Annotated in this window: 16 protein-coding genes, 1 pseudogene and 1 riboswitch; of the genes and pseudogenes, 11 read left to right on the top strand and 6 right to left on the bottom strand. The window is 55.3% G+C overall.

Translation table 11 applies throughout. The features are described from left to right. Positions 1-222: 222 nt before the first annotated feature. The 5 genes from SynA1825c_RS09020 to SynA1825c_RS09000 are packed head-to-tail and all read left to right on the top strand — an operon-like array spanning position 223 to position 6,283. Complete coding sequence (locus SynA1825c_RS09020) at positions 223-1,893, top strand: YncE family protein (RefSeq protein WP_186468999.1); 1,671 nt, start codon at positions 223-225, stop codon at positions 1,891-1,893. Beyond that, positions 1,890-3,101, top strand: a complete 1,212-nt coding sequence (locus tag SynA1825c_RS09015) for an FtsX-like permease family protein (protein WP_186468998.1) — start codon at positions 1,890-1,892, stop codon at positions 3,099-3,101. The genes SynA1825c_RS09020 and SynA1825c_RS09015 overlap by 4 nt, the downstream gene beginning before the upstream one ends. Next, the gene (locus SynA1825c_RS09010; RefSeq protein WP_186468997.1) at positions 3,094-4,437 is read left to right on the top strand and encodes an ABC transporter ATP-binding protein; all 1,344 of its coding nucleotides are present in this window, start codon (positions 3,094-3,096) and stop codon (positions 4,435-4,437) included. The genes SynA1825c_RS09015 and SynA1825c_RS09010 overlap by 8 nt, the downstream gene beginning before the upstream one ends. Before the next feature lie 11 nt (positions 4,438-4,448). Further along, complete coding sequence (locus SynA1825c_RS09005) at positions 4,449-4,655, top strand: hypothetical protein (RefSeq protein WP_186468996.1); 207 nt, start codon at positions 4,449-4,451, stop codon at positions 4,653-4,655. A 29-nt stretch (positions 4,656-4,684) separates the two neighbouring features. Further along, positions 4,685-6,283 carry a multicopper oxidase family protein gene (locus SynA1825c_RS09000; protein ID WP_186468995.1) on the top strand — a complete coding sequence of 533 codons (1,599 nt, stop codon included), beginning with the start codon at positions 4,685-4,687 and terminating at the stop codon, positions 6,281-6,283. Between the two features lie 97 nt (positions 6,284-6,380). Here the strand turns inward: SynA1825c_RS09000 and SynA1825c_RS08995 are convergent, their stop codons facing one another. Both SynA1825c_RS08995 and SynA1825c_RS08990 read right to left on the bottom strand, forming a co-directional pair. Then, positions 6,381-7,670, bottom strand: coding sequence for an FAD-binding oxidoreductase (locus tag SynA1825c_RS08995; RefSeq protein WP_186468994.1), 1,290 nt, complete (start codon positions 7,668-7,670; stop codon positions 6,381-6,383). A gap of 287 nt (positions 7,671-7,957) precedes the next feature. Further along, positions 7,958-9,373: an FAD-dependent oxidoreductase gene (locus tag SynA1825c_RS08990; RefSeq protein ID WP_186468993.1), complete on the bottom strand. Its 1,416-nt coding sequence runs from the start codon at positions 9,371-9,373 to the stop codon at positions 7,958-7,960. 408 nt (positions 9,374-9,781) lie between these two features. Between SynA1825c_RS08990 and SynA1825c_RS08985 the strand changes: the two genes are divergently transcribed. Beyond that, the gene (locus tag SynA1825c_RS08985) at positions 9,782-11,161 is read left to right on the top strand and encodes an FAD-binding protein (protein WP_186468992.1); all 1,380 of its coding nucleotides are present in this window, start codon (positions 9,782-9,784) and stop codon (positions 11,159-11,161) included. A 206-nt stretch (positions 11,162-11,367) separates the two neighbouring features. On the opposite strand, the gene SynA1825c_RS08980 is transcribed toward SynA1825c_RS08985, so the two are convergent. Further along, positions 11,368-13,881 (bottom strand): SwmB domain-containing protein, encoded by a 2,514-nt coding sequence (locus tag SynA1825c_RS08980; protein WP_186468991.1) that lies wholly within the window; start codon positions 13,879-13,881, stop codon positions 11,368-11,370. A gap of 1,002 nt (positions 13,882-14,883) precedes the next feature. After that, a complete protein-coding gene (locus tag SynA1825c_RS08975) occupies positions 14,884-15,882 on the bottom strand; it encodes a fatty acid desaturase (protein ID WP_186468990.1) in 999 nt (332 codons plus the stop codon). 549 nt (positions 15,883-16,431) lie between these two features. On the opposite strand from SynA1825c_RS08975, the gene SynA1825c_RS08970 reads away from it, so the two are divergent. The 5 genes and pseudogenes from SynA1825c_RS08970 (at position 16,432) to SynA1825c_RS08950 (ending at position 21,962) form a co-directional block, all read left to right on the top strand. Continuing rightward, a complete protein-coding gene (locus tag SynA1825c_RS08970) occupies positions 16,432-17,352 on the top strand; it encodes a LysR family transcriptional regulator (RefSeq protein WP_186468989.1) in 921 nt (306 codons plus the stop codon). A 594-nt stretch (positions 17,353-17,946) separates the two neighbouring features. Next, positions 17,947-18,079 (top strand): annotated as a pseudogene (locus SynA1825c_RS08965) (c-type cytochrome); the annotation flags it as partial. Positions 18,080-18,184: 105 nt separating this feature from the next. After that, positions 18,185-18,334, top strand: a riboswitch (cobalamin riboswitch). A gap of 6 nt (positions 18,335-18,340) precedes the next feature. Next, positions 18,341-18,976 carry a HupE/UreJ family protein gene (locus SynA1825c_RS08960; protein ID WP_255478339.1) on the top strand — a complete coding sequence of 212 codons (636 nt, stop codon included), beginning with the start codon at positions 18,341-18,343 and terminating at the stop codon, positions 18,974-18,976. Positions 18,977-19,044: 68 nt separating this feature from the next. Beyond that, entirely contained in the window at positions 19,045-20,610 is a 1,566-nt protein-coding gene (locus tag SynA1825c_RS08955) for an iron uptake porin (RefSeq protein ID WP_186468988.1), read from the top strand. 167 nt (positions 20,611-20,777) lie between these two features. Then, entirely contained in the window at positions 20,778-21,962 is a 1,185-nt protein-coding gene (locus SynA1825c_RS08950; RefSeq protein WP_186471130.1) for a DUF4336 domain-containing protein, read from the top strand. A 17-nt stretch (positions 21,963-21,979) separates the two neighbouring features. On the opposite strand, the gene SynA1825c_RS08945 is transcribed toward SynA1825c_RS08950, so the two are convergent. Further along, positions 21,980-22,327, bottom strand: coding sequence for a DUF760 domain-containing protein (locus SynA1825c_RS08945; RefSeq protein ID WP_186471129.1), 348 nt, complete (start codon positions 22,325-22,327; stop codon positions 21,980-21,982). 59 nt (positions 22,328-22,386) lie between these two features. Further along, positions 22,387-22,959, bottom strand: coding sequence for a signal peptidase I (gene lepB, locus SynA1825c_RS08940; RefSeq protein ID WP_186468987.1), 573 nt, complete (start codon positions 22,957-22,959; stop codon positions 22,387-22,389). Positions 22,960-23,000: the final 41 nt, after the last annotated feature.

The following is a 23,000-nucleotide window of genomic DNA, read 5'->3' as shown; positions in this document are numbered from 1 at the left end:
GTGTGTCCTGTCTCCAATCGCGTGCCGGACGACGAGAGCATCGATCAGCGTTGGTCTGCCGTGACGGCCAGAAGCCACTTGTTCTGGTGCTTTTCAAGTCGATGCCTTGTGGAAGAAGCTGCTGGGGCTAGAAGGGCATTCCTACTCACTGACGCTTTTTTAGGGGCTCAATAGGTTTGAAACGTTGGTGTCAAGCCAACGCCGTTTTGATTCATCCAGGCCATGACGGAGTCCGAGCAGCAGTCAACCGGTATGAGCCGGCGCCAGAGCCTTCAGCTCGGAGCCTTCTCAATGCTTGGACTGCTAACGACAGGGGTAGCAAAACCTGCTGATGCGGCGTCTTCGGCGACGGCGACTGGCAGTGGTGCTACGACCGGCGATGGTCACAAGCTCGTCCCCGATCAGGGGGTGCGCGTCACGGAACGTCCGAAGGACTACATCACACCTAAGGGTCTCAAGGTTGAGCGTGAAATCGTCAACATCAGCGACCTTAAGTTCAATCTGAATGGTTACGACCTGGGTAATCGCATTCTTGTGATGCCGCAGAAGATGGGCGGAGGTGTCAATCTTTTGGATCTTGGCACTGGCCGTGCTCTGGCATCGCTCTGGTATTGGAACTATGGCGATTACAACCCCATTAGCCACCATATTCAGGCTTTCCCAAGCAAGAACCCTTATCAGGAGTTTGAGTTCATCAACAGTTGCCAGGGCGGCATGAACTCCCTGATTTACGGGATGCCCACCTCGGTGACCGACCCACCTCCAGGGTTCAATATGTATCGCGTTCGCTTCAACGGCGACGTGATGGAGTTGGAGGAGAATATTTCTGAGACCACTGGCCTTGGTTTGGGAGTGCACACTACCATTCGGCCCTCCGATGCCAAGAGCTACTGCATCTCGGATGGTCAGAAGGATATTTTTGCTTGGTTTGATCGCGCTTCAACGAAAGTTCTTCAAGCCTTTCGTTATGACTGGGAGGGCAGCTCCCCAGATCTGGCTGATTGCTGGAGTGGTGGTGGTGTTCTCAAGATTCAACGTATTAAACCCAATCCTTTGACGGATCAATTTGATCTTCGTGGCACGAAAGGGATCAAGATCAACTGGGAAATGGTTCCCATGGGTGAACTGTTTGTGCCAGAAGGGAAAATCCCTGGCCCAAATGTGCGTGCACTCACAGGCGCCGATGCATTTGTGTGGCATCCCAGTGGGAAATGGGGGGCCGAGATCATTCGAATGCTTGGTGGTTGCGTGATTCACGACGTGGAGAACGGGATGATGCCTGTGGCCTACTGCGCCTTCCCGAGCGCGTCTCCAGATACCTACCCCGTTGAACAGATTGACGAAGACACGTGGCAGGTGGTGATCGACAAGGTCTATTCCCCAGGTCATGAGCTTGGCTTCTCGCCTGATGGCAATCATCTCGTGATGATGAATAACGGGCTTGAGAACAGTGTCGGTATTTTTGACAGCTCAGATCCAGATCCGACGCAATGGACAAAGATCAAACAGATCATTGATCCCACTTGGGGTAAGCGCTACCCCAGCCCCTTCCATATGGCGTTCACTCCGGATAGCAAGAAGATGTACCTGGTGGTTCTGAATCCTGCACCCGGCCGCAGTGGAATCATGGTGGTGGACACCACCACATGGACTCCGATCAAAGAACTGCAAAACATCACCCAAGACATGCAGTCCTGCACGGTGACACCAGACGGAAAGTTTCTCCTCGTCGCTGTGGGTGGTTTCCAGCGCTACGCCTCAGGGGTGTTTGTTTTGGATGTGGAGAAGGATGAGCCTGTGGGCTTCATTCCCAACCCCGGGGGGCATCACGACCTCACTCTGGTTCCGACCAGCGTGAATCAGCTGCCCTTCTCCCGCTCCTGCGCCATGTGAACGTCGCACGGGTGTTTTTCGCACGACTGGTTCTTCGCAACATCAGCCGCCGCCTTGTTCGATCGATGCTGTTGATCACGGCGGTCGGACTTGTGGCGGCCATGGGTTTTCTCAGCGTGCTCGATTTAGGGGGATTGGAGCACTCCATGGAGCTTGGCTTTGAGCGCCTTGGCGCTGACTTCTTGGTGGTCGATCGCACGGCCAAGGTCAATCTCACGCAAGCACTGTTGGCTGTTGAACCTGACACTGCTGCGTTGCCAGCGGAGGTGTTGGAGGCCGCATCGCAACTGCCGCAGTCGATCCTGGTGAGCCCTCAACGCGCTGTACGAGGCGACGCCCAGTTCGCCACCAGCATGGGCCTGTCTCATGGAGCCAACATCCCTCTCTACGGCATTGATCCTGAGCACGACAGCACGGTGCAGCCTTGGCTGGATGAGCAGCGTGGGATCGATTTCCAAGATGGCCAGGTCATTCTCGGCCACCGACTGCGGGGGCGTCTTGGTGATCGACTACGCCTAGAGGGCCGGACGTTCCAGATCTACGGCCACTTGGCTGCAAGCGGTGTTCCCTCCCACGAGCACGGCCTGTTCTTCACACTCAGCGATCTCAACAACCTGATTCCGAGTGGTGATCCGGACACCCTTGGCATCAATGGTCTGCTGGTGCAGGCGCCCGCGGAGTTCACGGTTGAGCGATTGCGTTTCAGCCTCTTAGCTCATCTCCCTGATGCCACGGTGACAGGAGGGCGGACGCTGCTGGCGATGGTGCGCCAAGGGGGACGGTTGAGTCTTCAGCTCGTGAGTGCGTTCAGTGTCCCTTTGCTGATCAGCGTTCTGCTGTTGATCAGCCTCTACACCTTTGGCATCGCCGCTGAACGGCGACAGGAGCTGGGGTTGTTGCTCAGTCTTGGTGCCACCCCTCAGCAGTTGATTGGTTTGCTTACCGCTGAGACCAGCTTGCTTTGCGCAGCGGGTAGTGGGCTGGGCCTCGGGCTCGCATCGCTCTTGCGTCAGCCACTGGATCAACTGCTTGCTCTGCGCCTGCTCGACGCTGGTCTTGCGTTGCCTCAATACTCCACGGAGCAATTGATTCGCTGTGGGCTTGTGATCTGGCTCTTGATCGCCGTGGTTGGGACCATCGCCTCGGCGCTGTCGGCGTTGGTGTTGATGGGTGCCGATCCGCTGCGGTTGGTGCAGAGCGATGGGTGAGTTTGTTTTGGAGGCTAGCGGTCTGCGGCGGCGTTACGACAACGTTGGTGTGCTCGATGCCAGCATTCGTGTCGCCTCCTGCGAGTCGGTGGCGGTGCTCGGTCGATCAGGCTCAGGCAAGTCCACGCTTGTGGCCATGCTGGCGGGACTGTGCCGTCCGCAATCGGGAACGGTGATGCTGCACATGGATCAACCCTGTGAACTCTGGAGCCTGACGACAGCGGAACGCTGTCGATTAAGGCGAGGTCCCATCGGGTTTGTCAGCCAATTCACCAGTCTCTTGCCGGCCTTCACCACGCTTGAAAATCTCATGCTTCCGGCCCAGCTGGCTGGGGCGCGCGGGCTATCAGACCTTGAGGCTTTGGCCCTGGAAAGGTTGAAGGCCGTGGGCCTTGAGCATCGCCGCGACACCCTGGCCTCTCAGCTTTCCGGAGGCGAGCAGCGACGGGCCATCGTTGTTCGTGGCTTGATGGGTCGACCGCAGTTGTTGCTTGCCGATGAACCCACCAGCAACCTGGATGATGCCAGCCAAGAAGACGTGTTTCGCTGCTTGCAGGAGCAATGCACCAGCGCCGGCACGGCACTGGTGATGGTCACTCACAACCAGGCTTTGGCAGAGCGCTGCGATCGCATGTTGATCTTGGATCAAGGGGTTCTGCGTGAGCCTGGCAGAACCTTTGTGTCCTCGCCCGCCAGAGCAGCCACGCAAGGCGATCCATCACACGAGGATGTTGCCGACCCGCAACGGCGGCGTCTGCTGCTGGGAGGCGTCACCGTTGCCATGGCCCTGACGGGAGCCGCCGGTTTGGCAACGCGTTCCATTCAGCACCGGAAGGAGGTGGCTCGCCAAGCTGGCAATCAAATTCAGCGTTTGGCTTTCAGTGGTCTCTCCGCTGAACTGACCAGCATGGAACGAATGGGATCCATTGGCTACCGGGGCACGATCGCCGTGGAGAACCTGGACGTTTTGCAGTCGCTCTATCTGCTGCCCTTAGACGTGCAGATCTACGTCCAGCAGGGGAATCGATGGAATCCTTTTGCAGCCACCTGGAGTGACGCCAGTCTTGGAGTGGTGCCACTGCGTCGGCCTGAAACCTTGCAGTTTGAACTGCGCGAGCTGCCAGAGCGCTTCACGGAATTGGTTCCGGGCTACATGCATGTTCGCGTTGACGTCACCTATGCCATCGCCGATGGTCCTGATCCTGAACACAATCCCGTAGAGCGGCGGGACTCATTCTTCGTGTATCTGCTGCCCATCTACCTGGATGCCGAGAAACTGGCTCAGAACAACTTTCCTGGAGATCCCCCACTGTTCATTCCGATGCCTCCTCACTAACCAGCGGTTGGGTGTTCAGTGTTTCCAGTGAATTGCTGCTTTTGGGTGGTAATGATCCTTGGCCTCTAATTTCTAAGACTATTGATCGAAATAAAGATCATTTTCTGATCGCATCTTGTTTTGAATCAAGCTGTTTTGATTGTGTCGGTAAAGCATTGCTTGGTTGGGTCAATGATAAAAAGAGTTCGATGCCAAAGTGGATCCAGCAACAATCATGATTATGAAATAAGAAACCGCCGTTGGATGAATGCTTCGTCGCTCGTTTTTGCAATTGGGTGTTCTGGCCAGTGTGTTTGGCACTGCCAGTCTGGAGCTTTTCCAGACAACGCGTGCGAAGGCTCAGTCCGCCTGGGAACGGTTCATCAGTCAGCCGACGTTTCAGCGGCCGCGCAATGCCGAGACCGTTGTTCTTGAAGTCACATCCGCACCATTGACGGTTCTGGGGCGGTCAGTCGTGCGTGGTTGCATTCGCCAGAGGAACGGCCAGCGGGGGTACACCACGTCACAAGAGCAAGGGATCAATCTCGAACTGATCAACCGATTATCTGTTCCGACAACAGTGCACTGGCATGGGTTGATTCTTCCCAATGCCATGGATGGAGTGCCCTTCGTCACGCAACCACCGATTCCTCCAGGGGAACGCCAACGCATCCACTACCCGCTGGTGCAAAACGGCACCTTCTGGATGCACTCGCACTACGGCCTCCAAACCCAGAGCTACGTGGCTGAGCCGTTTGTCATCCTTGACGAAGAGCAGGAGCAATGGGCTGATCGAACGATCACGGTGATGCTCAGAGACTTCAGCTTCACTCCCGCCAACCAAGTTCTCCAAAACGTTGTTGATGGTGAGCGCGGTGGCGCTACAGCCATGGCCAAAAGCCTGGCCACCTTCAACTGGAAAGACTCCCGACCACTGTTGATGCAGCAGTGGGATGAGAAGCGTCAACGCTTCTGTTGGACACGAGAGCAAGGGGTCCTGATGATGGCCCCCGATGTGATTTACGACGCGCTTCTGGCCAATGAGCGCAGCCTCGACGATCCTGAAATCATTGACGTTGAACCTGGCGAAACCGTTGCCATCCGCTGGATTGCAGGTGGCGCCTTCATGAACTATTTCCTCGACTTGGGCGAACTCGAGGGTGAGCTCCTCCGGACTGATGCCAACCCAGTGGAGCCAATCAACGGCTCGGTTTTTCAACTCGCTCTAGCCCAGCGGTTGACACTGCGGGTGACCATGCCCGAGACCCCAGGGGTGTTTCCTCTCCTGGCTTTGGGAGAACGCAGCAATCTGCGCTGTGGTGTGGTGCTGCGCAGCAATCCATCGCTGGGCCTGCCTGATCTGGCGCCGCAAACGGATCAGTGGACCGGTGCTCTTGATTTCACGCAGGACAAGAAACTTCGCGCACAAAAGCCTCTTGCATTACGGTCTGCGGATAACACGATTTCTATTGCATTAACTGGCCCTGCTCCCAAGTACACCTGGGGGTTGAACGATCGTTTTTATCCCTACCGAGATCCGTACTGGGTTGAACGAGGTCAACGGGTGGAGATGGTGATTACCAATCCCACGCCGATGGGCCATCCGATGCATCTGCATGGCCATGAATTTCAGATTCTTGAGTTGAATGGTGAGCCTTTGTCCGGTGCTCTGCGTGACACTGTGATGGTGCCAAAAGGTGGTTCATGTCGCATTGCCTTTGACGCCAATAACCCAGGAGTTTGGGCCTTTCACTGCCATATCGCCTATCACCATGTGCGCGGCATGTTCAATGTGGTTGCGTATCGCTCGGCTGATTTGGGTTGGTGGGATCCAACGGGTTTCAGCCATGAACAGCTGCTTTTCTGATGACTGCCCATCAACGCTCCGCTCAACACGGCGAAACTGCGATGGCGTGCAGTGGAGTTGTCGAACGCAGTGTCAGAGCCGCCAGAGGCCTTGGCCATTAACGGGCTGAGAAACGACGGATTGAGAAGAGATCGGCGGTGCGCTGCTCTGCTTCGGACATGTCTCGATAACCCAAGAGTGGAGCTGCAAGGGCAGCAGCTGCAGAGAGCGAAGCTTGCCCCCAGGCATTGCATCCGACCATGTAGCAAACGCAGCTCTCGGGATCTGTTTTGCCAATCAGGGGCATGAAATCAGGGGTTTCTGAGTAAATGCCGTAGGTCGCTGGATAGTCTGCGCCAAATTCCAGATAAGGGTATTTGGTCCAACCCCATTGAGCCAGACGCCCACACCGTTGTTTTGCGCGGGGGCTCTTGAGACCGCTGTAGTGATCTTCGCCACTAATGCGAACAAAGTTGTTTTCTACGCACCAATCGTGAGTAAAGCCAAGTGTGAAAAAGTTGGCAGAATCTGGTGCATCCATCCCACCCAATGGTCCGGGATCGATGTGAGGTAATGCCGCCAGATAACTGTAGCGAGGTGTGAGGATGCCTGCAAGTTGTTTGTCAAAGAACATTCCACCAGTGGCGACGATCACTTGTTTTGCTTCCAAGCATTCACCATCTTCAAGTTTGATAACTGCATGCGACCGCGAGTCATCGTTTTGTATGTCAACAACCGGTGAGCATTGATCCCTCAATGTGAGGGAACCGGTTTTTAATGCAGCATCCAACAGGGATTTTGCGAAAGATACAGAGTCAATGCGTGCATCCTGCGGGAACCAGATTCCTGCGACATAGCCGGCGGATGCCCCATGGGCCGCGATCACGCGTTCTTCGTCCCACCATTCACAAGGACAACCCAGACTCTGAAGAAAATTGAATTCCTGCCGGAGTCGTTCAGATCGATCTGCCTCGCAGACCATTAACGATCCATTTTGTTTGACTTGTTGGTCTGGATTTGGCAAAAGTTTTCTTGCTAAATCCAGTTCTAATTTTAAGCCGTGCTGGGCAAGATCAAGGTAGGTCTTTACACCGTCCCAACCAAACAAGTCGGCAATACCATCCAACATTTCGTAGGGCGGCAGCGTGACAATCATCTTGATTGTCCTCGGTCCATTCTGCCCTCCCTCGAAAACCCTCGTCCCGCTGTAGTGCGGAACAAATGTATCTTCGTCAGGCTGCGTCAGTGGTGTGCCATTGGCTACTTTTCTGGCCTCTGTGCGGCCCAACCCAGGGGTGCCCATGTCAAGGCACAGGATGTTGCTGACTCCGGCTTGGGTTAAGTGGTAGGCCGCTGCAGCACCTGTGGTTCCAGCTCCTACAACAACGACGTCGTAACGGTGGCTCATTGTTTAGGGTCTGTTTCTAAACGTCTTAGCAGTGCGATTGCTCGTTGAACAAAGATTTGGATTTACTTCCTTTTTGTTGTGTTTTGACGACGTTGCTCACGATCAATCGTTGTAAGAATTGTGTATTCGGAATGTCTATTTCCCCATTCCTGTTCTTGATGGTTCGCGACTGCAGATTTCATCAACCTGATCTGTTGGCAATTTATGCTTGCGGCCTGGGTTTCACGGGTTTGGCCCAAGGGTTCTGCATTGATGAGCAGAATTTCCCTCCAACGCTTCCTTCGTTCCTAAGGGTTGACATGGAGCGTGGCCTTGTTGGCCGCTTGAATACCAGCCTCAATCGCTCCTTCGAAATAACCGGGCCACCGACTCGAGGCTTCTGTCCCGGCCCAATGCACCCGGCCGTGGGATTGCTGCCATTGCTGGCCGTAGGTGGTCCAGGCGCCGGGTGATACGAAGCTGGTGAAGGCTCCGGTGGACCATGCCTCCTGGTTCCAGTTATGGATGATGAGTTCTTCGGGTAACCCGGCTTCAGGTCCCCAATAGGCCACAAGATCGTCCAGAACCGCCTGGCGTTGCTTGGCTGCTGTCATTTGCTGGAATGCCACAGCTTCACTGGCGGTGACGAAGGCAGCGAGGATCCCGGGAGTGCCGCTGGGAAGCGAGCTGTCGGCGGTGAGTTTCAGTGTTTTCAGGTTGCCGACAGCGAACCCATTGAGGTTTTGGCCTCGCCAGAAGGCCGATGGATAGATCGCGAACACCTTGATCATCGAACCCATGGGACTGCGCTGGAGGAAAGCGCGCATCTCAGCAGGAAGGTCTGGCTTGAAGGTGATCTTGTTCCGCAGTGGTGGTGGGATCGCGACGATGGCACTTTTCGCCTGAATTTGTTGATCATCGCCGACATGCACGGTCACGCCCACTGCGTTCTGATCAATTCCATGGACGGGTGAGTTCAGATGAATGAAGGGTCTCAATTCGTTGGTTAGCCGTTCGGCCACTTGGCCGGCGGCTCCATTCAGGAGCCATGCTTCCGGCCCTTCGTCCTGTGGGGCGACCGCTTGCGTCCAAGCCAGGTGAAGGATCGATGCGTCCCAGGGGTCAAATCCGCCTGATCCACCAACGACCGAGAGCCATTCCAGTTCGAAATCGCTGAGGCGGGATTCACTGTTGTTGTCGCACCAGGCGCGAATCGTTGTGCGGTCCAGCTCCACAGCATTGGGAGCAGTCCATGGGCGGTCAGGATCGATGGAGGCTGCAATGGCACGGAACGCCTGCATCGCTGCCTTTGCCTTGGTGATCTGGTCCGCTGGTTGTCCAATCTGTTCGTCTTCAAAGAACAGAACCTTGTTAGAGGGTTCTTTGGCCAGGTCGGCTTCGACTCTCTTGCCATCCCACAGCAGCACGCCCTTGCCGTCGTAGTAACTGGGAAAGGTCTTGATGTTGAGTTCATCGACGAGGGCTTGAAAGCGGTGATGGGTGGCGCCTCCCCATTGGCCTCCAAGATCAATGACGGCACCGGTTTTGGTGGTTTGGCGGATCATGCGTCCACCTGTTGTTGCCCTCGCCTCAAGAATGTGAACGCGTTGTCCCTTTTTGTGGAGTTCTCGAGCAGCAATCAGTCCGGAGAGGCCTGCGCCCACGATCACAACATCCACATCTTCGTGGTTAGACGCCGCATGACTGCTGTTGTGAAGCCCCATGGTGCCAAGGCCTGCAAAGATGATCTCTTTGACATTATTCGATCTCTTGCGTTTTAAGATCTTTTCGTTTTGATTAATATCTTCGTCGATTCTTCACGTGCTTTGCTTTTTCCGTCAAGTTCGTCATTCCTGAGGCAAATATTTTTGAACCGGTTGTCTTTAGCGTTTGGATCCTTTTGTGGCGATGTTGTCCGTCTTCTTGTTGGGGTCTGTGGCTACTGCGGCCACTCAGTTGTAGCTGATTGCAGTGGTTGTGCGGTGGTGATCCCTCGGTTATCTCGGTTGCTTGTGCCCCATGGCGTGACGCTGGGTGAGTGCTGGTTAGCTCCGGATCTGGGATGGTGAGGTCGCTCATGGGAATTTGCAATTCCGATGGCTCGACGAGAAGAACCGCAGGAGCTTTGTTTGATGCCTGAAGTCAATGATGCTCAATCCCGTCTGAATCCCACTTACGTGAAGTCGGTTCTTTCGCCACGTTCGGAGAAGGAGGTTCGGAAGGCGATCCTGACCGCGGCCGAGGCGGGCGATTCGATCTCCATGGCCGGTGGCAGGCATTCGATGGGTGGACAGCAGTTCGGGACTGGAACCGTGCATCTCGATCTTCGTGAAATGGATCGGATCGTTGCATTCGATCGACGGAACGGTCTGATCGAAGTGGAGGGTGGAATCATGTGGCCGGAATTGATCGGTTACCTCCACGCCAATCAGGACGGGAGTGAAACGATCTGGGCGGTGCGCCAGAAGCAGACCGGAATTGATCAGGTCTCCATTGCAGGCTCGCTCTCCTCCAACATTCATGGTCGGGGACTGCGATTCCCGCCTTTCGTTTCGGACATCGAGTCTTTCCGGATCATCGACGCCGATGCGCGTTTAAGAGTGTGCAGTCGAACCGAGAATCGTGAGCTCTTTGCCCTCGCGATCGGCGGCTATGGACTCTTCGGCGTGGTGACCCGGGTCACGATTCGACTGGTGCCTCGCTCCAAGCTGAAAAGGATGGTGGAGGTCATCGCAGTCAGAGATCTCATGCCTCGGATCGATGCGGCGATCGAGGAGGGTTGCATGTTTGGCGACTGTCAGTACTCGATCGACTTGCATGGTGGCGAGGAGTTTCATCCCGGAGTTTTCTCGTGTTACCGACCAGTTCCCGACGACACCCCTGTTCCTGATGAGATTCGCCACATGGCGGGGTCCGACTGGGCCGATCTCTACCGACTCGCGCGCACGAACAAGCAAAAGGCCTTTGCAACGTATAAGCAGTTTTATTTAGGTACGTCGGGGCAGGTCTACTGGTCGGATGCCCACCAGCTTTCAAACGTTTTTGAAGGCTATGACGCTGTGGTCTCCACCGATCAGGGGACCGAGATGATCACGGAGGTGTACGTCGACCGGGACTCACTGCTTCCGTTTTTGAGCGAGGTGCGTCAAGACTTCATTTGCCATGGCGTTGACATGACCTATGGAACCATCCGATTCATTGAGCCCGACGAGGAGAGCTTTCTTCCGTGGGCGACGCGGAGAAGCGTTTGCATCGTTTGCAATTTGCATGTCATGCATACGCCGGAGGGCATCAAGAAGGCCCAGGCCGATTTTCGCCGGATCATTGATCGGGTGATTGAGCACGGAGGGCGCTTTTATCTCACTTATCACGCGTGGGCGACGAGAGAACAGGTCGAGACGTGCTACCCGCGATTTTCAGAGTTCCTCGACGCGAAGCAGTTGCACGACCCCGAATGCCGCTTTCAAAGCGACTGGTATCGCCACTACGCGAGGTTGTTCGGTCGGGAATGACCCTGTTTGTGCTGTTGGTGTGAATCCTGCTGACCAGCGTTGGGGGTTCTGGCCGCTGCTGTCACTTAGCTACCTGTTGCAGGAACAGTTCCGAGGGACTTGTCCCCGAGTTGACCCTGGAAGTGTGTGCATCTGGGCGTGATTGAGTGCCAGTGCCGTTTTTCAACCTTGAGCGGAGTTGTTGTGAGGTTCTGAGCGGATGGAATTCAGGTGATGATTTGAAACTTGGCGGTGAGGTCGTTGAAGTCGTAGTCGGGGTTTGAGATCTGGCTGTCGTCCTCAAAGGCAAAGAGGTTGCTACCGAGATTTTTGACGTGAGAGGAGCCGTAGGTGTGGATGTCACCTGCTGGATTGATCAGAACAGGTGCATAGAAGCCAGCGTCTGTTGCAGAGAGAGACCATTCAAAGGTCTGCTGCTGAAGGCCTGTTGCGGTGATGATGCTGCCGCCAGGATTGATGATGCTGTCGTAGACGTTCTGGTCAAAGGCCTTACCAGCTGTGTTGTTGTACCCGCCAACGGTGAACTCGCCAGAGGATTGCTGGTTGAGCTTGACGAGTGCAAAGCGATTGATGAAAGCGCAGTCGCTGTTGAGAGTGATCTGGAGTGTCTGACCGTCTGCGGGGATGGAGGAGAGATCAAGGATGGCGTCGTGGATATTTTGTTGCTTGCTGGCCATGGAAGTGGCGCTGGGATCGGGAGAGGCGGAGGAATAGCTGATGTCGAGGATCAGATCATCGTGATCGCTATCGCGTGTGTTGTCGTTGAGGTGCAGCTTGTAGGAGCCATCACTTTGCTGGGTGATGGTGTGTTGTGGTGAGTTGTTGATGGGCTGGTTGTTGCTGGATTGCTGGAAGGAAATGGTCGATCCTTCTGGAATGAAGATGGCGTGAGACCCGCAGTTTTTGGAGAACTGAGTGGCGCCGATTGACCCGAGGACGTTGTTGTTCTGATCGATGAGGATGAGGGTGTTCTGCAGGCTTGTGCTGGCAGAGAGGACCTTGAGAGTGAGCCAGAGGCCGTTGCTGGCACCAGTTGTGACGGAGAAAGAGTTGTTGTCGTTGAGGAGAAGAGTGTTGCCGGATTCTGTCTCGCGATTTGAGTCGTTATTGGAGGTTGAGGCGTTGTTAGATGTTGAGCCGCCAGAGGACGAGATCGCTGCAACGGTCGAGTTGTTGGTGACGGATTGAGCGCTCAGGGTCGCGGCGTCATTGCCGCTGGAGTCTTGAACCGCATTGGCATCGTTGGAGCTTGTGGGATCGCTATAGGCAACAGTGATGGTCTCCGATTTTTTGATGGTGTTGGTGAGAGTGAGCTCAACGGTGGAGCCGGAGATCGCAACCGCAGTGACGGCATTGGCTACCCCGCCGGAGCTGACTGTGAAGGCAGAGGTGGAAGCTGTTGTTGAGGAGAGCGTTTCGTCGTAAGTGAGGATGATCTTGGTGCCGTTGTTGTTGGTGGCAGCTGAGGAGAAGGTGGGCGCAGTGGTGTCGAGACTGAAGACTCTTACGTGGCCAGCACGAACACCAGTTCCAGGTCCAAGCCCATGGTTGTGGGGGGCACCGATAGCAACGGCGCTGCCATCGCTGGAGAGGGAAACGCTGACGCCGCTGTTGTCACCAGCGGCTTCTCCATCGATATCGCTACCGAGTTGATTCCAGGAAGAGGAGGCTGAATCCCATTGGTAGATGCGTGTATGGCCAGCACTAGTTCCATTGCCATCGTTGTGGTGGGCACCGATGGCAACGACGCTGCCATCGCTGGAGAGAGAAACGGTGCCGCTGTAATCACCAGCGGCTTCTGCATCGATATCGCTACCGAGTTGATTCCAGGAAGAGGAGGCTGAATCCCACTTGTAGATGCGTGTATGGCCTGATTGGCTGCCATTCGCATTGTTTTGTGTGGCACCAATGGCAACGATGCTGCCATCGCTAGAGAGAGAAACTCTTAGGCCGCTTCGATCACCATCGGCTTCTCCATCGATATCGCTACCGAGTTGATTCCAGGAGGAAGAGGCTGAATCCCACTGGTAGATGCGCGTATGGCCCTTATTTGAGCCTGTATGCCTGTTGCCATCGTTGTCGGGGGCACCGATGGCAACGACGCTGCCATCGCTGGAGAGAGAAACGCAGGCGCCGCTTCCATCGAAGGCGGCTTCTCCATCGATATCGCTACCGAGTTGATTCCAGGAGGAGGAGGCTGAATCCCACTGGTAGATGCGCGTGTGGCCCGAACGTGTGCCATTGCCATCGTTGTTGGCGGCACCGATGGCAACGACGCTGCCATCGCTGGAGAGGGAAACGCTGCCGCCGCTGTAATCACCAGCGGCTTCTCCATCGATATCGCTACCGAGTTGATTCCAGGAAGAGGAGGCTGAATCCCACTGGTAGATGCGCGTATGGCCCGAATCTGATCCATTGCCATCGTTTAACTGGGCACCGATGGCAACGACGCTGCCGTCGCTTGAGAGAGCAACCCCCCTCCTATGGCCGCTTCGATCACCAGCGGCTTCTCCATCGATATCGCTACCGAGTTGATTCCAGGAAGAGGAGGCTGAATCCCACTGGTAGATGCGCGTATGGCCCGAATCTGTGCCATTGCCATCGTTGAAGGGGGCAGCGATGGCAACGACGCTGCCATCGCTAGAGAGAGAAACCCTGTGGCCGCTTTCATCGCCGCCAGCCTCTCCATCGATGTCGGGGCCGAGTTGGGTGAATGACATCGCTACGCCTCAGCCGGATGAGCGCCCTGATCCCCCAGATCAAGCCTGCGATCAGGTTCAAAGGGAGATGCCTCGATGCCAGCATTCGACCCCCTGTACCAAGGGAGCAGCCTTGCTGATGCTCGTGAGGTAAGAAGCAAGTTCAGTCTTAATCGTTAACGATTATCGAGGCGGCACCGCACTTCTGCGACTGGCATGTGGTCCGATTCGAACGCGATTTGATCAGGCCATCACTCGGTTTCCTTCAGAGGCGTCAAGAGGCTGCTGAGACTTGGTTCTGGCTTTCGAGGTCTGTTCGATGCCACTGGCTGCTGGGCGGGTTCAAACCGGCAGTCGCACGCACCGCCTCTAGGCAGAATCGTGGATACGGAACCTGAATTGCGTGGCTGCGAGCGGCATCCAATCTGAGGACCAAAGCTGGCCTTGGTGGCCGCTGCTGCCGCTTAGCGTCTAGTTACGGGAATAGGTCTTAGGGGCTTGTCCCTGAGTTGCTCTGGAATTTTGTGCAACTGGACTTGATGGTGTGCAACTCCCAGGGAGCTGACCTCGCTTGAACCCTGCTCTACAGGAGATGGTCCAAGACCACCTGCCTGTAGGCATCCAAGTCGGGCACTTCAACCCCATAAACCTTGGCCCGGTCGTCCCAGCGCCGCAGTGCCATGGCATTGTTCATCCCCCAATTCCAAGAGACGCATCGCTTCTGAACGGCTCAGTTCTCCACCCTGCACAGCGAAACTGCGTTTTGATGCATCAAATAGCCCCGCGTAATACGTCTCATCCAGCGAACACAGCAGACATTTGGCTCAAATATGAAACTTCAACGACGTAGCGGATTACATTGATATTCTATGAAACAAGCGCAGGTTTCAAAAAGTTCATCAATCTGGTGTTTCTCTTATTTGCGACTGGCCTTGAATCAATACTCACAATCAAGCATCAGATAGTCAGATTTTTGTTAATGACATTTAGTAGTTTGGATGGACCCATTGTCCGACTGATTTGTCATGGGATTGTGGTCAAGCTTGCATTGCTTGGATCCCATAAAACAAATTTTGAACATTCAAGCATGCTTTCTAGGCGCAATGTTGGTACGTTTATCAATAGGTGTTGATTGCGCTGATGGCAAGCTTTAAGGTTGTAATTGGGTATTCTTTCGCAAAGGTGATGAATATTGTGAAAGCCGATATTGGCTGTGAACCATTGCAGCAATGGTGGGAGGATGAGTAGACTCGAGCCTTCTAAGGCCCCTCGTATCGGGCTCCAGCCTTTGCTTGGATTAGCGTAACTATTTTCAAATATGTGTTGTACATAGAAAACGTAAATTAAGCTACTAGCTGTGAGGCAAAGGATAATGCTGTAAAGGCTCAGAAATAATCCAAAGCCAATCCACGATCCGAGGCAGACCACCCCAATCAAGCTAAAAAAGTTGCTCAGGCAAAGATCGTTGAATTCTTCCCTGGATCCCCACATGCGATTCTTTGGGGTGACAAGGCCAACCAATAGATCCAATCTAGGTTTGATTGCTAAGTAGTAGAAGCCACCCGGTAGTGCCATGAGTGGGTGGTGGATTGTCGTGTAGATCCTTTGCTCATTGCGGCTGAGATTTAGGAATTCGTCCAGGCTCAAAAAATCAGCAACCCCTCGATAGCGTTCCCAGTCTCCGTTTGTTTTGTGATGATAAGCGTGGTCAATCGACCAGGACAGCTGCGGAACTGCATTGATGACGCCAAAAAGGAATCCAAAGATCCGATTCAGTCTTGGGGTCTCAAATAATGATCCATGGCCGCAATCATGCATTAATGAAAAACTTCTCAGTGAAAAAAGGCTGAGAATGATTAGGAAAGGTGGAGTGAACCAGAGGGAGATTTCTGTGGCTTGAAGCATCAGCCACCACAACAGTCCATAGGGAATCAGAGTATTACTGATCTGAATGAGAGCTTTTCGATTGCTGCGTGTCGTAAAGGGCTTCAGGCAGAAGTCTTGATAAGACGGTGATTCCATTGGGAGTCGTTCAGGAGAGTTCGAATTCATCGCGGCGGCGGGCCAGTTGTCGCAGGGCTTCCTCTGGGGCAACTTTCAAGGCCTTGAGATGCAGCACCAACGGTTCATTTGCAACGTCCAACCAGGCCATGGCATCTGCTGAAGGGTTATAGGTCTGAAGCGCTCTTTTGATTTGAAGCCTGCTTTGCTTGCAAGGCAAGTTGCTGATGGAGTTTTCAGCCTCTGCGCTTGTGACGTAAGACGGCTCAACGAGGCATGCCTCAGTGCTCCATGGCCACGGACCCGCTTCTTCTGCCATTGTGAGAGTACGGATCCGGACCATTCCTCGGCCATGTTCCTGGAACCCTTGCAAGGCCCACGCCCCCACCAAGAGGCTGTTTTCCTTAAGCCAGCTTGCCATGCTCCCTTTTGTTGGCAGCTGAAGGCTCGGAAGTTTTGGCCAGGTGGTTTTTCTGTTCAAAGGCATGCAACAGGCAATGCGTTTGCGCTAGGCATAAATATTGTCTATTGCGATTCGTTGAAAGTAAAATGTTTATTCTTCATTGATTCATGAATGCTGCTCATGAGCATGTTCTCCAGAGGTTGCATCTGCAGATCATTGTTGAAGTAGAAAGGCGTGGTTCTTTGACTGCTGCTGCTGATGCCCTTTCATTAACACAGTCAGCCCTGAGTCATTCCATCAAGAAACTGGAAAAGCAGCTTGGAGCGTTGATTTGGGTGCGTGATGGTCGGCAACTCTGTCTGACTCAGACAGGTCGTTATCTTCACTCCTTGGCTGGGAGGGTTTTGCCTCAGTTATCGCTTGCAGAGGATCATCTTGGCCAATTTTCTGCTGGTGTTCGAGGTACATTGCGGGTTGGAATGGAGTGTCATCCCTGTTATCAGTGGATGCTCAATGTGACAGATCCGTACTTAAGGGCTTATCCAGATGTTGATATTGATGTGATTCAAAAATTTCAATTTGGTGGTCTCGATGCTTTGCTAAATCATGAAATAGATATGCTCGTTACTCCTGATCCTGTATTTAAGCCAGGGCTTCAGTTTGAGCCAGTGTTTGATTACGAGCAGGTCTTGGTAGTGTCAGATCAACATCGTTTGTCTGCCAATGATTGGGTGACACCCGAGGATTTGCAATCTGAGATCTTGATTTCTTACCCCGTACCCTTAGAGCGCCTGGACATTTACCGAAGCTTTTTTACGCCAGCCGGGTTCTTGCCAGCTCTTCATAAGCGGATTGAAACCACTGACATGATTTTGCAAATGGTGTCTTGCGCACGTGGCGTTGCGGCACTGCCCCGTTGGCTCGCTGAACGCTATGCCGCTTCGATGAGCCTTACGGTGCTCCGGCTAGGGCAGAGCGGCATTGGCAAGCAGATTCATTTGGGCATGCGCAAGGTGGATGCATCTGTCGACTACATCGCGGGCTTTGTTGACCTTGCACGAAGCATGGAGAACTCTGTTGAGGCTTGACATCCCATGGCTTTGCATCTCGACAGATTGTTTTGACTTAATCCGTCTGGATTGCTTGATCCGAGATCGTGCTGCGTTCAGGCTGTGCTGTGTGGTGCTTTGCAGCGCTGTGGTTTGTGACCTAACCCTAGCCTGTTCCATTCCTCTGCAGAATCACTGCATTGATGGGGAGCGTGGTGGCTGGAGCTGGTGTGAATCCTGCTGATCAGCGCTGGGGTTTCTGGCCGCTGCTGCCACTTAGCTCTTAGGTATTGCAACAGGTTTAAGGGGTTTGTCCCCGATTTGTCCCTGGAGTGTTGTGCAACTAGGCTGGATGGTGTGCAACTGAGACCTTTTTTGGGATTGCACATGGCCAGGCGACGGATGCTTTAACTAAGGTCTCTGCCGTCACGAACAACTTCTCATCCTGAGCTTTTGCGAACCTTCTCTGGCAGTGGTTGAGACAATGGGCAGCAACGATCAACCGCAATCTTCAGCTTGCATTGGTGATGCCGCGGAATCGAATTTGTGAATCGTAGAAGGGTGCAGATTCCGTTGAATTCCGAACCACTCGCAGCAGTAACTTAGCCTCAAGACCAAAGCCATCAAGACCGCGAAGAGGCCATCGCTTGCCAGGTGACCAATGGCAAAAAACGCCATGCCTGCTTTCGGGGGCAAGCTCGGCTCAGATGATATTGCTGATGTTGCCGCTTACATGGAATCCCAATCAATTAATGGCTGGAGCTGATTGCTAGATCTTCAGAATTTCAGGGCATAAGGTCCTCGACAAAAGCCCATGATTGCTCAGCATTCAGGGGCTTTTCTTTTGGTTGGTAGCACTCGCTGCAGTGATCTGTAGTGTGAGACGACTGGTTTCAGCGGGGATCAGCTGCTGAAGGAAACGGGGAAAGAACGGTGCGAATCCGTCGCTGTCCCGCAGCTGTGAAGCGTCGGCTCTCCACCGATGTCAGTCAGAACGCCCGCCAGGATTCCAAACGACGCGGATCGTATGAACGCTTTGACCAAAGCCAGCCCCATGCTCAGGGCTGGTGTGACCTCCACTGCGGGATTGCTCACCCTTTCCCTGTTCAGCCCGGCCCATGCCCATCACCCCTTCGGCATGGGAGACAGCACAGACCTTTCTGCCCTGCAGGGATTGTTGAGTGGCATTGGTCACCCCCTGTTGGGACCTGACCATCTGCTGTTTCTACTGGCCATCGCCTTCGTCGGCCTGCAACGTCCCCGAACTTGGGTGATTCCTCTGTTGGCCGCCGGCTTGGGCGGGAGTGTTTTGTCGCAGTTCATTCCCCTGCCGGATGCCGTGGCTCCCTGGGCGGAAGCTCTGGTGTCTCTCAGCCTGGTTGTTGAGGGTTTGATGGCTCTCACCGTGACGCCCACCAGTTGGTTGCTGCCGCTCGTGACCCTGCACGGTTTTCTGCTGGGCAGCACGATTGTGGGTGCCGAACCCACCCCTCTGGCGACCTATTTCCTGGGTTTGCTGATCGGGCAAGGCGCATTGCTGCTGGTCGTGACCAGCGGGTCTCAGTCCCTGCTTGAGCGCATTGGTGCCCAGGGGCAACGCCTTGGTGCCGGCATCTGGATGGGCATCGGCATGGCCTTTGCCTGGGTTGCCCTGATCGACTGATCACGAGCAGGTCGTTTCACAGCTTCTGACCTCAGAGATCACCTCTGGGGTTTCTTTAATTCGTACAAATGAAACTTTTCAAGCAACTACTGGTTGCTCCCGCCGCCCTTGGCCTGATCGCCAGTGGCGCTAGTGCCGCCGAGATGCACATCGACGGCCTTTCCGACTACGCCACCAGCTCTTCAGCAGGCAGCCTCGAGCAGGTCACCAGCATCACCCAGTTCTCTGACGTTGATCCGACGGACTGGGCTCATCAGGCTCTGAGCAACCTGATCGAGCGCTACGGCTGCGTCGCTGGCTACCCCAACGGCACCTACCGCGGCAACCGTGCGATGACCCGCTTTGAAGCGGCCGCACTGCTGAACGCATGTCTCGACCGCGTCACCGAAGTGACCGACGAGCTGAAGCGCCTGATGAAGGAGTTCGAAAAGGAACTCGCCATCATCAAGGGCCGTGTTGATGGTTTGGAAGCCCGCGTGGGCGAACTGGAAGCCACCCAGTTCTCCACCACCACCAAGCTCTCTGGCTTGGCGACTTTTGTTGTTGGAGCGAATCGTTTCATGGGTTCCGCGACTCCGCTTCGCGCAGACAGCAATGCCGAGTTCGGCGGAACAGTTTTCAATTACGACCTGCAGTTGGCGCTGGAGACATCCTTCACCGGCAAGGATCAGCTGACCACCGTGCTGCGTTCTGGCAACTTCGACGGTGACGACAACGTCTTCGGCAGTGGGGGGCCGTCGGGTTTGGCCACCCTGGATACCGCGTTCCAGGAGGGTGATCAACCGAATCAACTTGCGATCGACAAGCTCTTCTATTCCTTCCCCATTGGTGAGTTCATCACTATCACTGCGGGTCCCTACGTCGGGCAGGAAGACATGCTCGCGATCTGGCCGAGCGTGTATCCCAGTGATCCGATTCTCGAGGTGCTGACGCTCAATGGAGCACCTGGCGCTTACAACAAGAACCTGGGGGCAGGGGCAGGCATCTCGTGGTCTGATTCCAGTGGCTTCAGTGCTTCTGCTAACTACGTCGCGGCCAATGGGGCGGCCAGCGACACGCCCGATGGCGGTTTCGCGACTGACAATGCGGCGGGTACCGGCACGGTTCAGTTGGGTTGGGAGGCCGAAGGTTGGACGATCGCCGCGATCTACTCACAGATCCAGAACGGGCATGACTTGATCGCCTATGCCACTCTGTTGACGCAGGAGTCGCTGAGTCCCCGTGGCGTCACCCACGCCTTTGGTCTGGGTGGATCCTGGGCACCGGAAGAGAGCGGTTGGGTTCCTGCGGTGAGCGTTGGTTTGGGATTCAACAGCAGTGACACCGACAGCAGCGGTGAGGTGAGCAGCAGTCAGTCTTGGACGGTGGGGCTGGAGTGGAACGATGTGTTTATGGCGGGGAGCAATGCCGGCATGGCCGTGGGCCAGCCCGTTTTTGCGACTGACCTTCGTGGTGGCGACACCCCTGCGGATGGTCAGTTCATCTGGGAGTGGTGGTACCAGTTCCAGGTGAGCGACAACATCAGCGTCACCCCAGCGCTGTTCTATCTGTCGCGTCCCATGGGTGAGCTCACACTCAGGGATTCCAGCTTTCAACAGTTGGGCGGCTTGATCAAAACCACATTCGTCTTCTGACTTATTGAGCCAGATGGCGCCGGTGACGATGGAGAGGGCACTGGTGCCTCCGACGGATGGGGGATTGAAAACAAGGCTTCGAACAAGGAGCGCCCATGGCTCTGTTTTGCGCTGAAGAAGTGGTTTGCCTCTGGCCTGATCCATTCCTCTGCAGAATCACTGCATTGATGGGGAGCGTGGTGGCTGGAGCTGGTGTGAATCCTGCGGATCAGCGCTGGGGTTTCTGGCCGCTGCTGCCTCTCTATCCCTACGGCCGGCGTGCTACGCACGTACAAGAGCTGATCCCTGGCCAGGTTTGGGGTTTTGAGCAGCTTCAGGGGGTGTATTACGTCGCCGTGCCGATTCGTCTCACGGTCGTGAAAGTGCCTGGTGGCTTGATGCTGGTGAATCCATTGCCGCCGACTGGGGAGCTTCGCGACGGCATTGCTGCGCTGGAAGCTGAACACGGACCGGTGCGCACGATCGTGCTCCCCACCGCTTCAGGGTTGGAGCACAAACTTCCTCTTGGCCCCCTGGCCCGAGCCTTCCCGGAAGCGGAGGTGTGGGTGTGCCCAGGCCAGTGGAGTTTCCCGGTGCAGCTGCCTCTGTCATGGCTGGGTGTCCCCGCCCGTCGCACCAAGGTATTGCTCGACGATGGCGTCCCCCACAGTGACGTCTGCCATTGGATCTCCCTTGGGCCACTTGATCTTGGGGTCGGTCGCTTTCAGGAGATCAGCTGTCTGCATCGTCCTTCGGGTGCCCTGCTGGTGACCGATGCCCTGGTGGGCATCGCTGCCGAACCTCCCGCTGTGTTTAATGCCGATCCAGCTCCCTTACTGTTTCACGCCCGTGAGCGCGGTGATCAACCGTTTGACGACACACCGGCCAACAGGCGAAGGGGCTGGGCACGCTTGGTGTTGTTTGCCTCTTATCTGCGGCCGGAACCCCTCGAGGTGCCAGGTCTTGTTGAGGTGATTCGCCAGGCGTTCAAGCCTGGATTGCGCTCAGCACGAGCCCACTTCGGTCTGTATCCCTTTGCCTGGACACAGGGCTGGCAGGACGCTGCAGCCGCTCTGATCGGTGATCAGACCCCCAAACTCCAGGTGGCACCAGTGCTGGAACGGCTTGTGTTGCCGCGCGCTCGTGAGGCCCTGTTGGAGTGGCTGATGGAGCTCGAGCAACAGCTTGATCTGCGTTGGCTCGTTCCAGCCCACTACTCAGCCCCGCTTGCGTTCAGGCCTCAAGAAGTGTTTGAGCTTCGCCGACAAATTGAGTCCAGAACCTGGGCACCCAGCGATGGCAACTGGGAATTCCTCGGGGGAATCGATCAAACCCTGTTAGATCTCGGTGTGGTTCCTCAAGATCCCCGCTAGCCGACATCAGGGATGGTTCAGAGCTTGATGTCGTCGTCGATGACCATGTCGTCGTCACCGAAGAGGGTTTCCTCCAGCTCTTTGCGCTGCTCCATCTGGCGAAGGAAGTAACCAGTCATCATCGCTGAGGCCAGCATATTGGCCAGATTGTCGCGATTGGCGGTGACCTTCACTTCAAACTGTTCGCCGGGGAGCATGCCAAGCAAACCCTGAACGTTGTGGCGAATGATGTCTTGGATGTCGTTGCTGGCAGATTTGGCAACCCGCTGCAGCACATCAGGAGACTGATCCTGGAGGTACTGAACCAAGCCATTCACTGGCTGGCCGTCTTGGTTGTCGGTGGTCAAAAATTCAGGGTTAAACATCCCACCGCTCTCCGTCATGTGAGTGACCTTATCGCAGCTGAGCTCAACATCACAGTTGATCACGGTCGGGAGAACCGTATTGGACCGAACCGGCTGAGAGGCCAATAACGCCAAATCGCTGTGCCGATCACATCGTCTTCAGGCAGTGGACCCCACAGATGTGAATCCAGGCTGGCGTTGCGGTTGTCACCCATCACCCACAGCTCACCTTGGGGCACCTCAACTGGAGCCATGGCGTAATCCATCCGATCAGCGATCCATGGTTCCTGAATGGTGCTTCCGTTCCTGATGAGCTGCCCCTCCTTAACCTCCAGCTGATCACCCGGCCGTCCCACCACGCGTTTGATCAAGGCAGCGTTCGGGTCATAGCCCGCCTGCACCAGCTGTTCCGGGACGCGGAACACCACGACGCTGTTGAGCGGTAACGACTGATGGCGCTGGCGCTCAAGCCGTGGACGCAGTTTTTCCACCAGGATTCGGTCCTGCAGTTGCAGGGTCGGCAGCATCGAGCCTGAGGGAATCCAGCGTGGTTCAAGGACCTGCCAGCGGAGCAGTAGGGCCAGCAGAACCCACACCAGCAGTGATCGCCAGCCACCGCGGCGTTGATTGGCTTGCTTGGACTGATCGCTCATCAACTGACCTGGTTGGGCAAGGTGGTGGTCCCTGATCGAGG

Source organism: Synechococcus sp. A18-25c (assembly GCF_014280035.1).
Classification (GTDB): domain Bacteria; phylum Cyanobacteriota; class Cyanobacteriia; order PCC-6307; family Cyanobiaceae; genus Synechococcus_C.
This window is presented reverse-complemented; position numbering and strand designations above follow the sequence as displayed.

What these genes read in the sequence shown, in the direction of transcription:
- SynA1825c_RS09020 (WP_186468999.1), top strand. Translation starts at nt 223, where the DNA reads ATGACGGAGTCCGAGCAGCAGTCAACCGGTATGAGCCGGCGCCAGAGC.
- SynA1825c_RS09010 (WP_186468997.1), top strand. Translation starts at nt 3,094, where the DNA reads ATGGGTGAGTTTGTTTTGGAGGCTAGCGGTCTGCGGCGGCGTTACGAC.
- SynA1825c_RS09000 (WP_186468995.1), top strand. Translation starts at nt 4,685, where the DNA reads ATGCTTCGTCGCTCGTTTTTGCAATTGGGTGTTCTGGCCAGTGTGTTT.
- SynA1825c_RS08995 (WP_186468994.1), bottom strand. Translation starts at nt 7,670, where the DNA reads ATGAGCCACCGTTACGACGTCGTTGTTGTAGGAGCTGGAACCACAGGT.
- SynA1825c_RS08990 (WP_186468993.1), bottom strand. Translation starts at nt 9,373, where the DNA reads ATGGGGCTTCACAACAGCAGTCATGCGGCGTCTAACCACGAAGATGTG.
- SynA1825c_RS08985 (WP_186468992.1), top strand. Translation starts at nt 9,782, where the DNA reads ATGCCTGAAGTCAATGATGCTCAATCCCGTCTGAATCCCACTTACGTG.
- SynA1825c_RS08980 (WP_186468991.1), bottom strand. Translation starts at nt 13,881, where the DNA reads ATGTCATTCACCCAACTCGGCCCCGACATCGATGGAGAGGCTGGCGGC.
- SynA1825c_RS08975 (WP_186468990.1), bottom strand. Translation starts at nt 15,882, where the DNA reads ATGGAATCACCGTCTTATCAAGACTTCTGCCTGAAGCCCTTTACGACA.
- SynA1825c_RS08970 (WP_186468989.1), top strand. Translation starts at nt 16,432, where the DNA reads ATGAATGCTGCTCATGAGCATGTTCTCCAGAGGTTGCATCTGCAGATC.
- SynA1825c_RS08960 (WP_255478339.1), top strand. Translation starts at nt 18,341, where the DNA reads ATGAACGCTTTGACCAAAGCCAGCCCCATGCTCAGGGCTGGTGTGACC.
- SynA1825c_RS08955 (WP_186468988.1), top strand. Translation starts at nt 19,045, where the DNA reads ATGAAACTTTTCAAGCAACTACTGGTTGCTCCCGCCGCCCTTGGCCTG.
- SynA1825c_RS08950 (WP_186471130.1), top strand. Translation starts at nt 20,778, where the DNA reads ATGGGGAGCGTGGTGGCTGGAGCTGGTGTGAATCCTGCGGATCAGCGC.
- SynA1825c_RS08945 (WP_186471129.1), bottom strand. Translation starts at nt 22,327, where the DNA reads ATGTTTAACCCTGAATTTTTGACCACCGACAACCAAGACGGCCAGCCA.
- lepB (WP_186468987.1), bottom strand. Translation starts at nt 22,959, where the DNA reads ATGAGCGATCAGTCCAAGCAAGCCAATCAACGCCGCGGTGGCTGGCGA.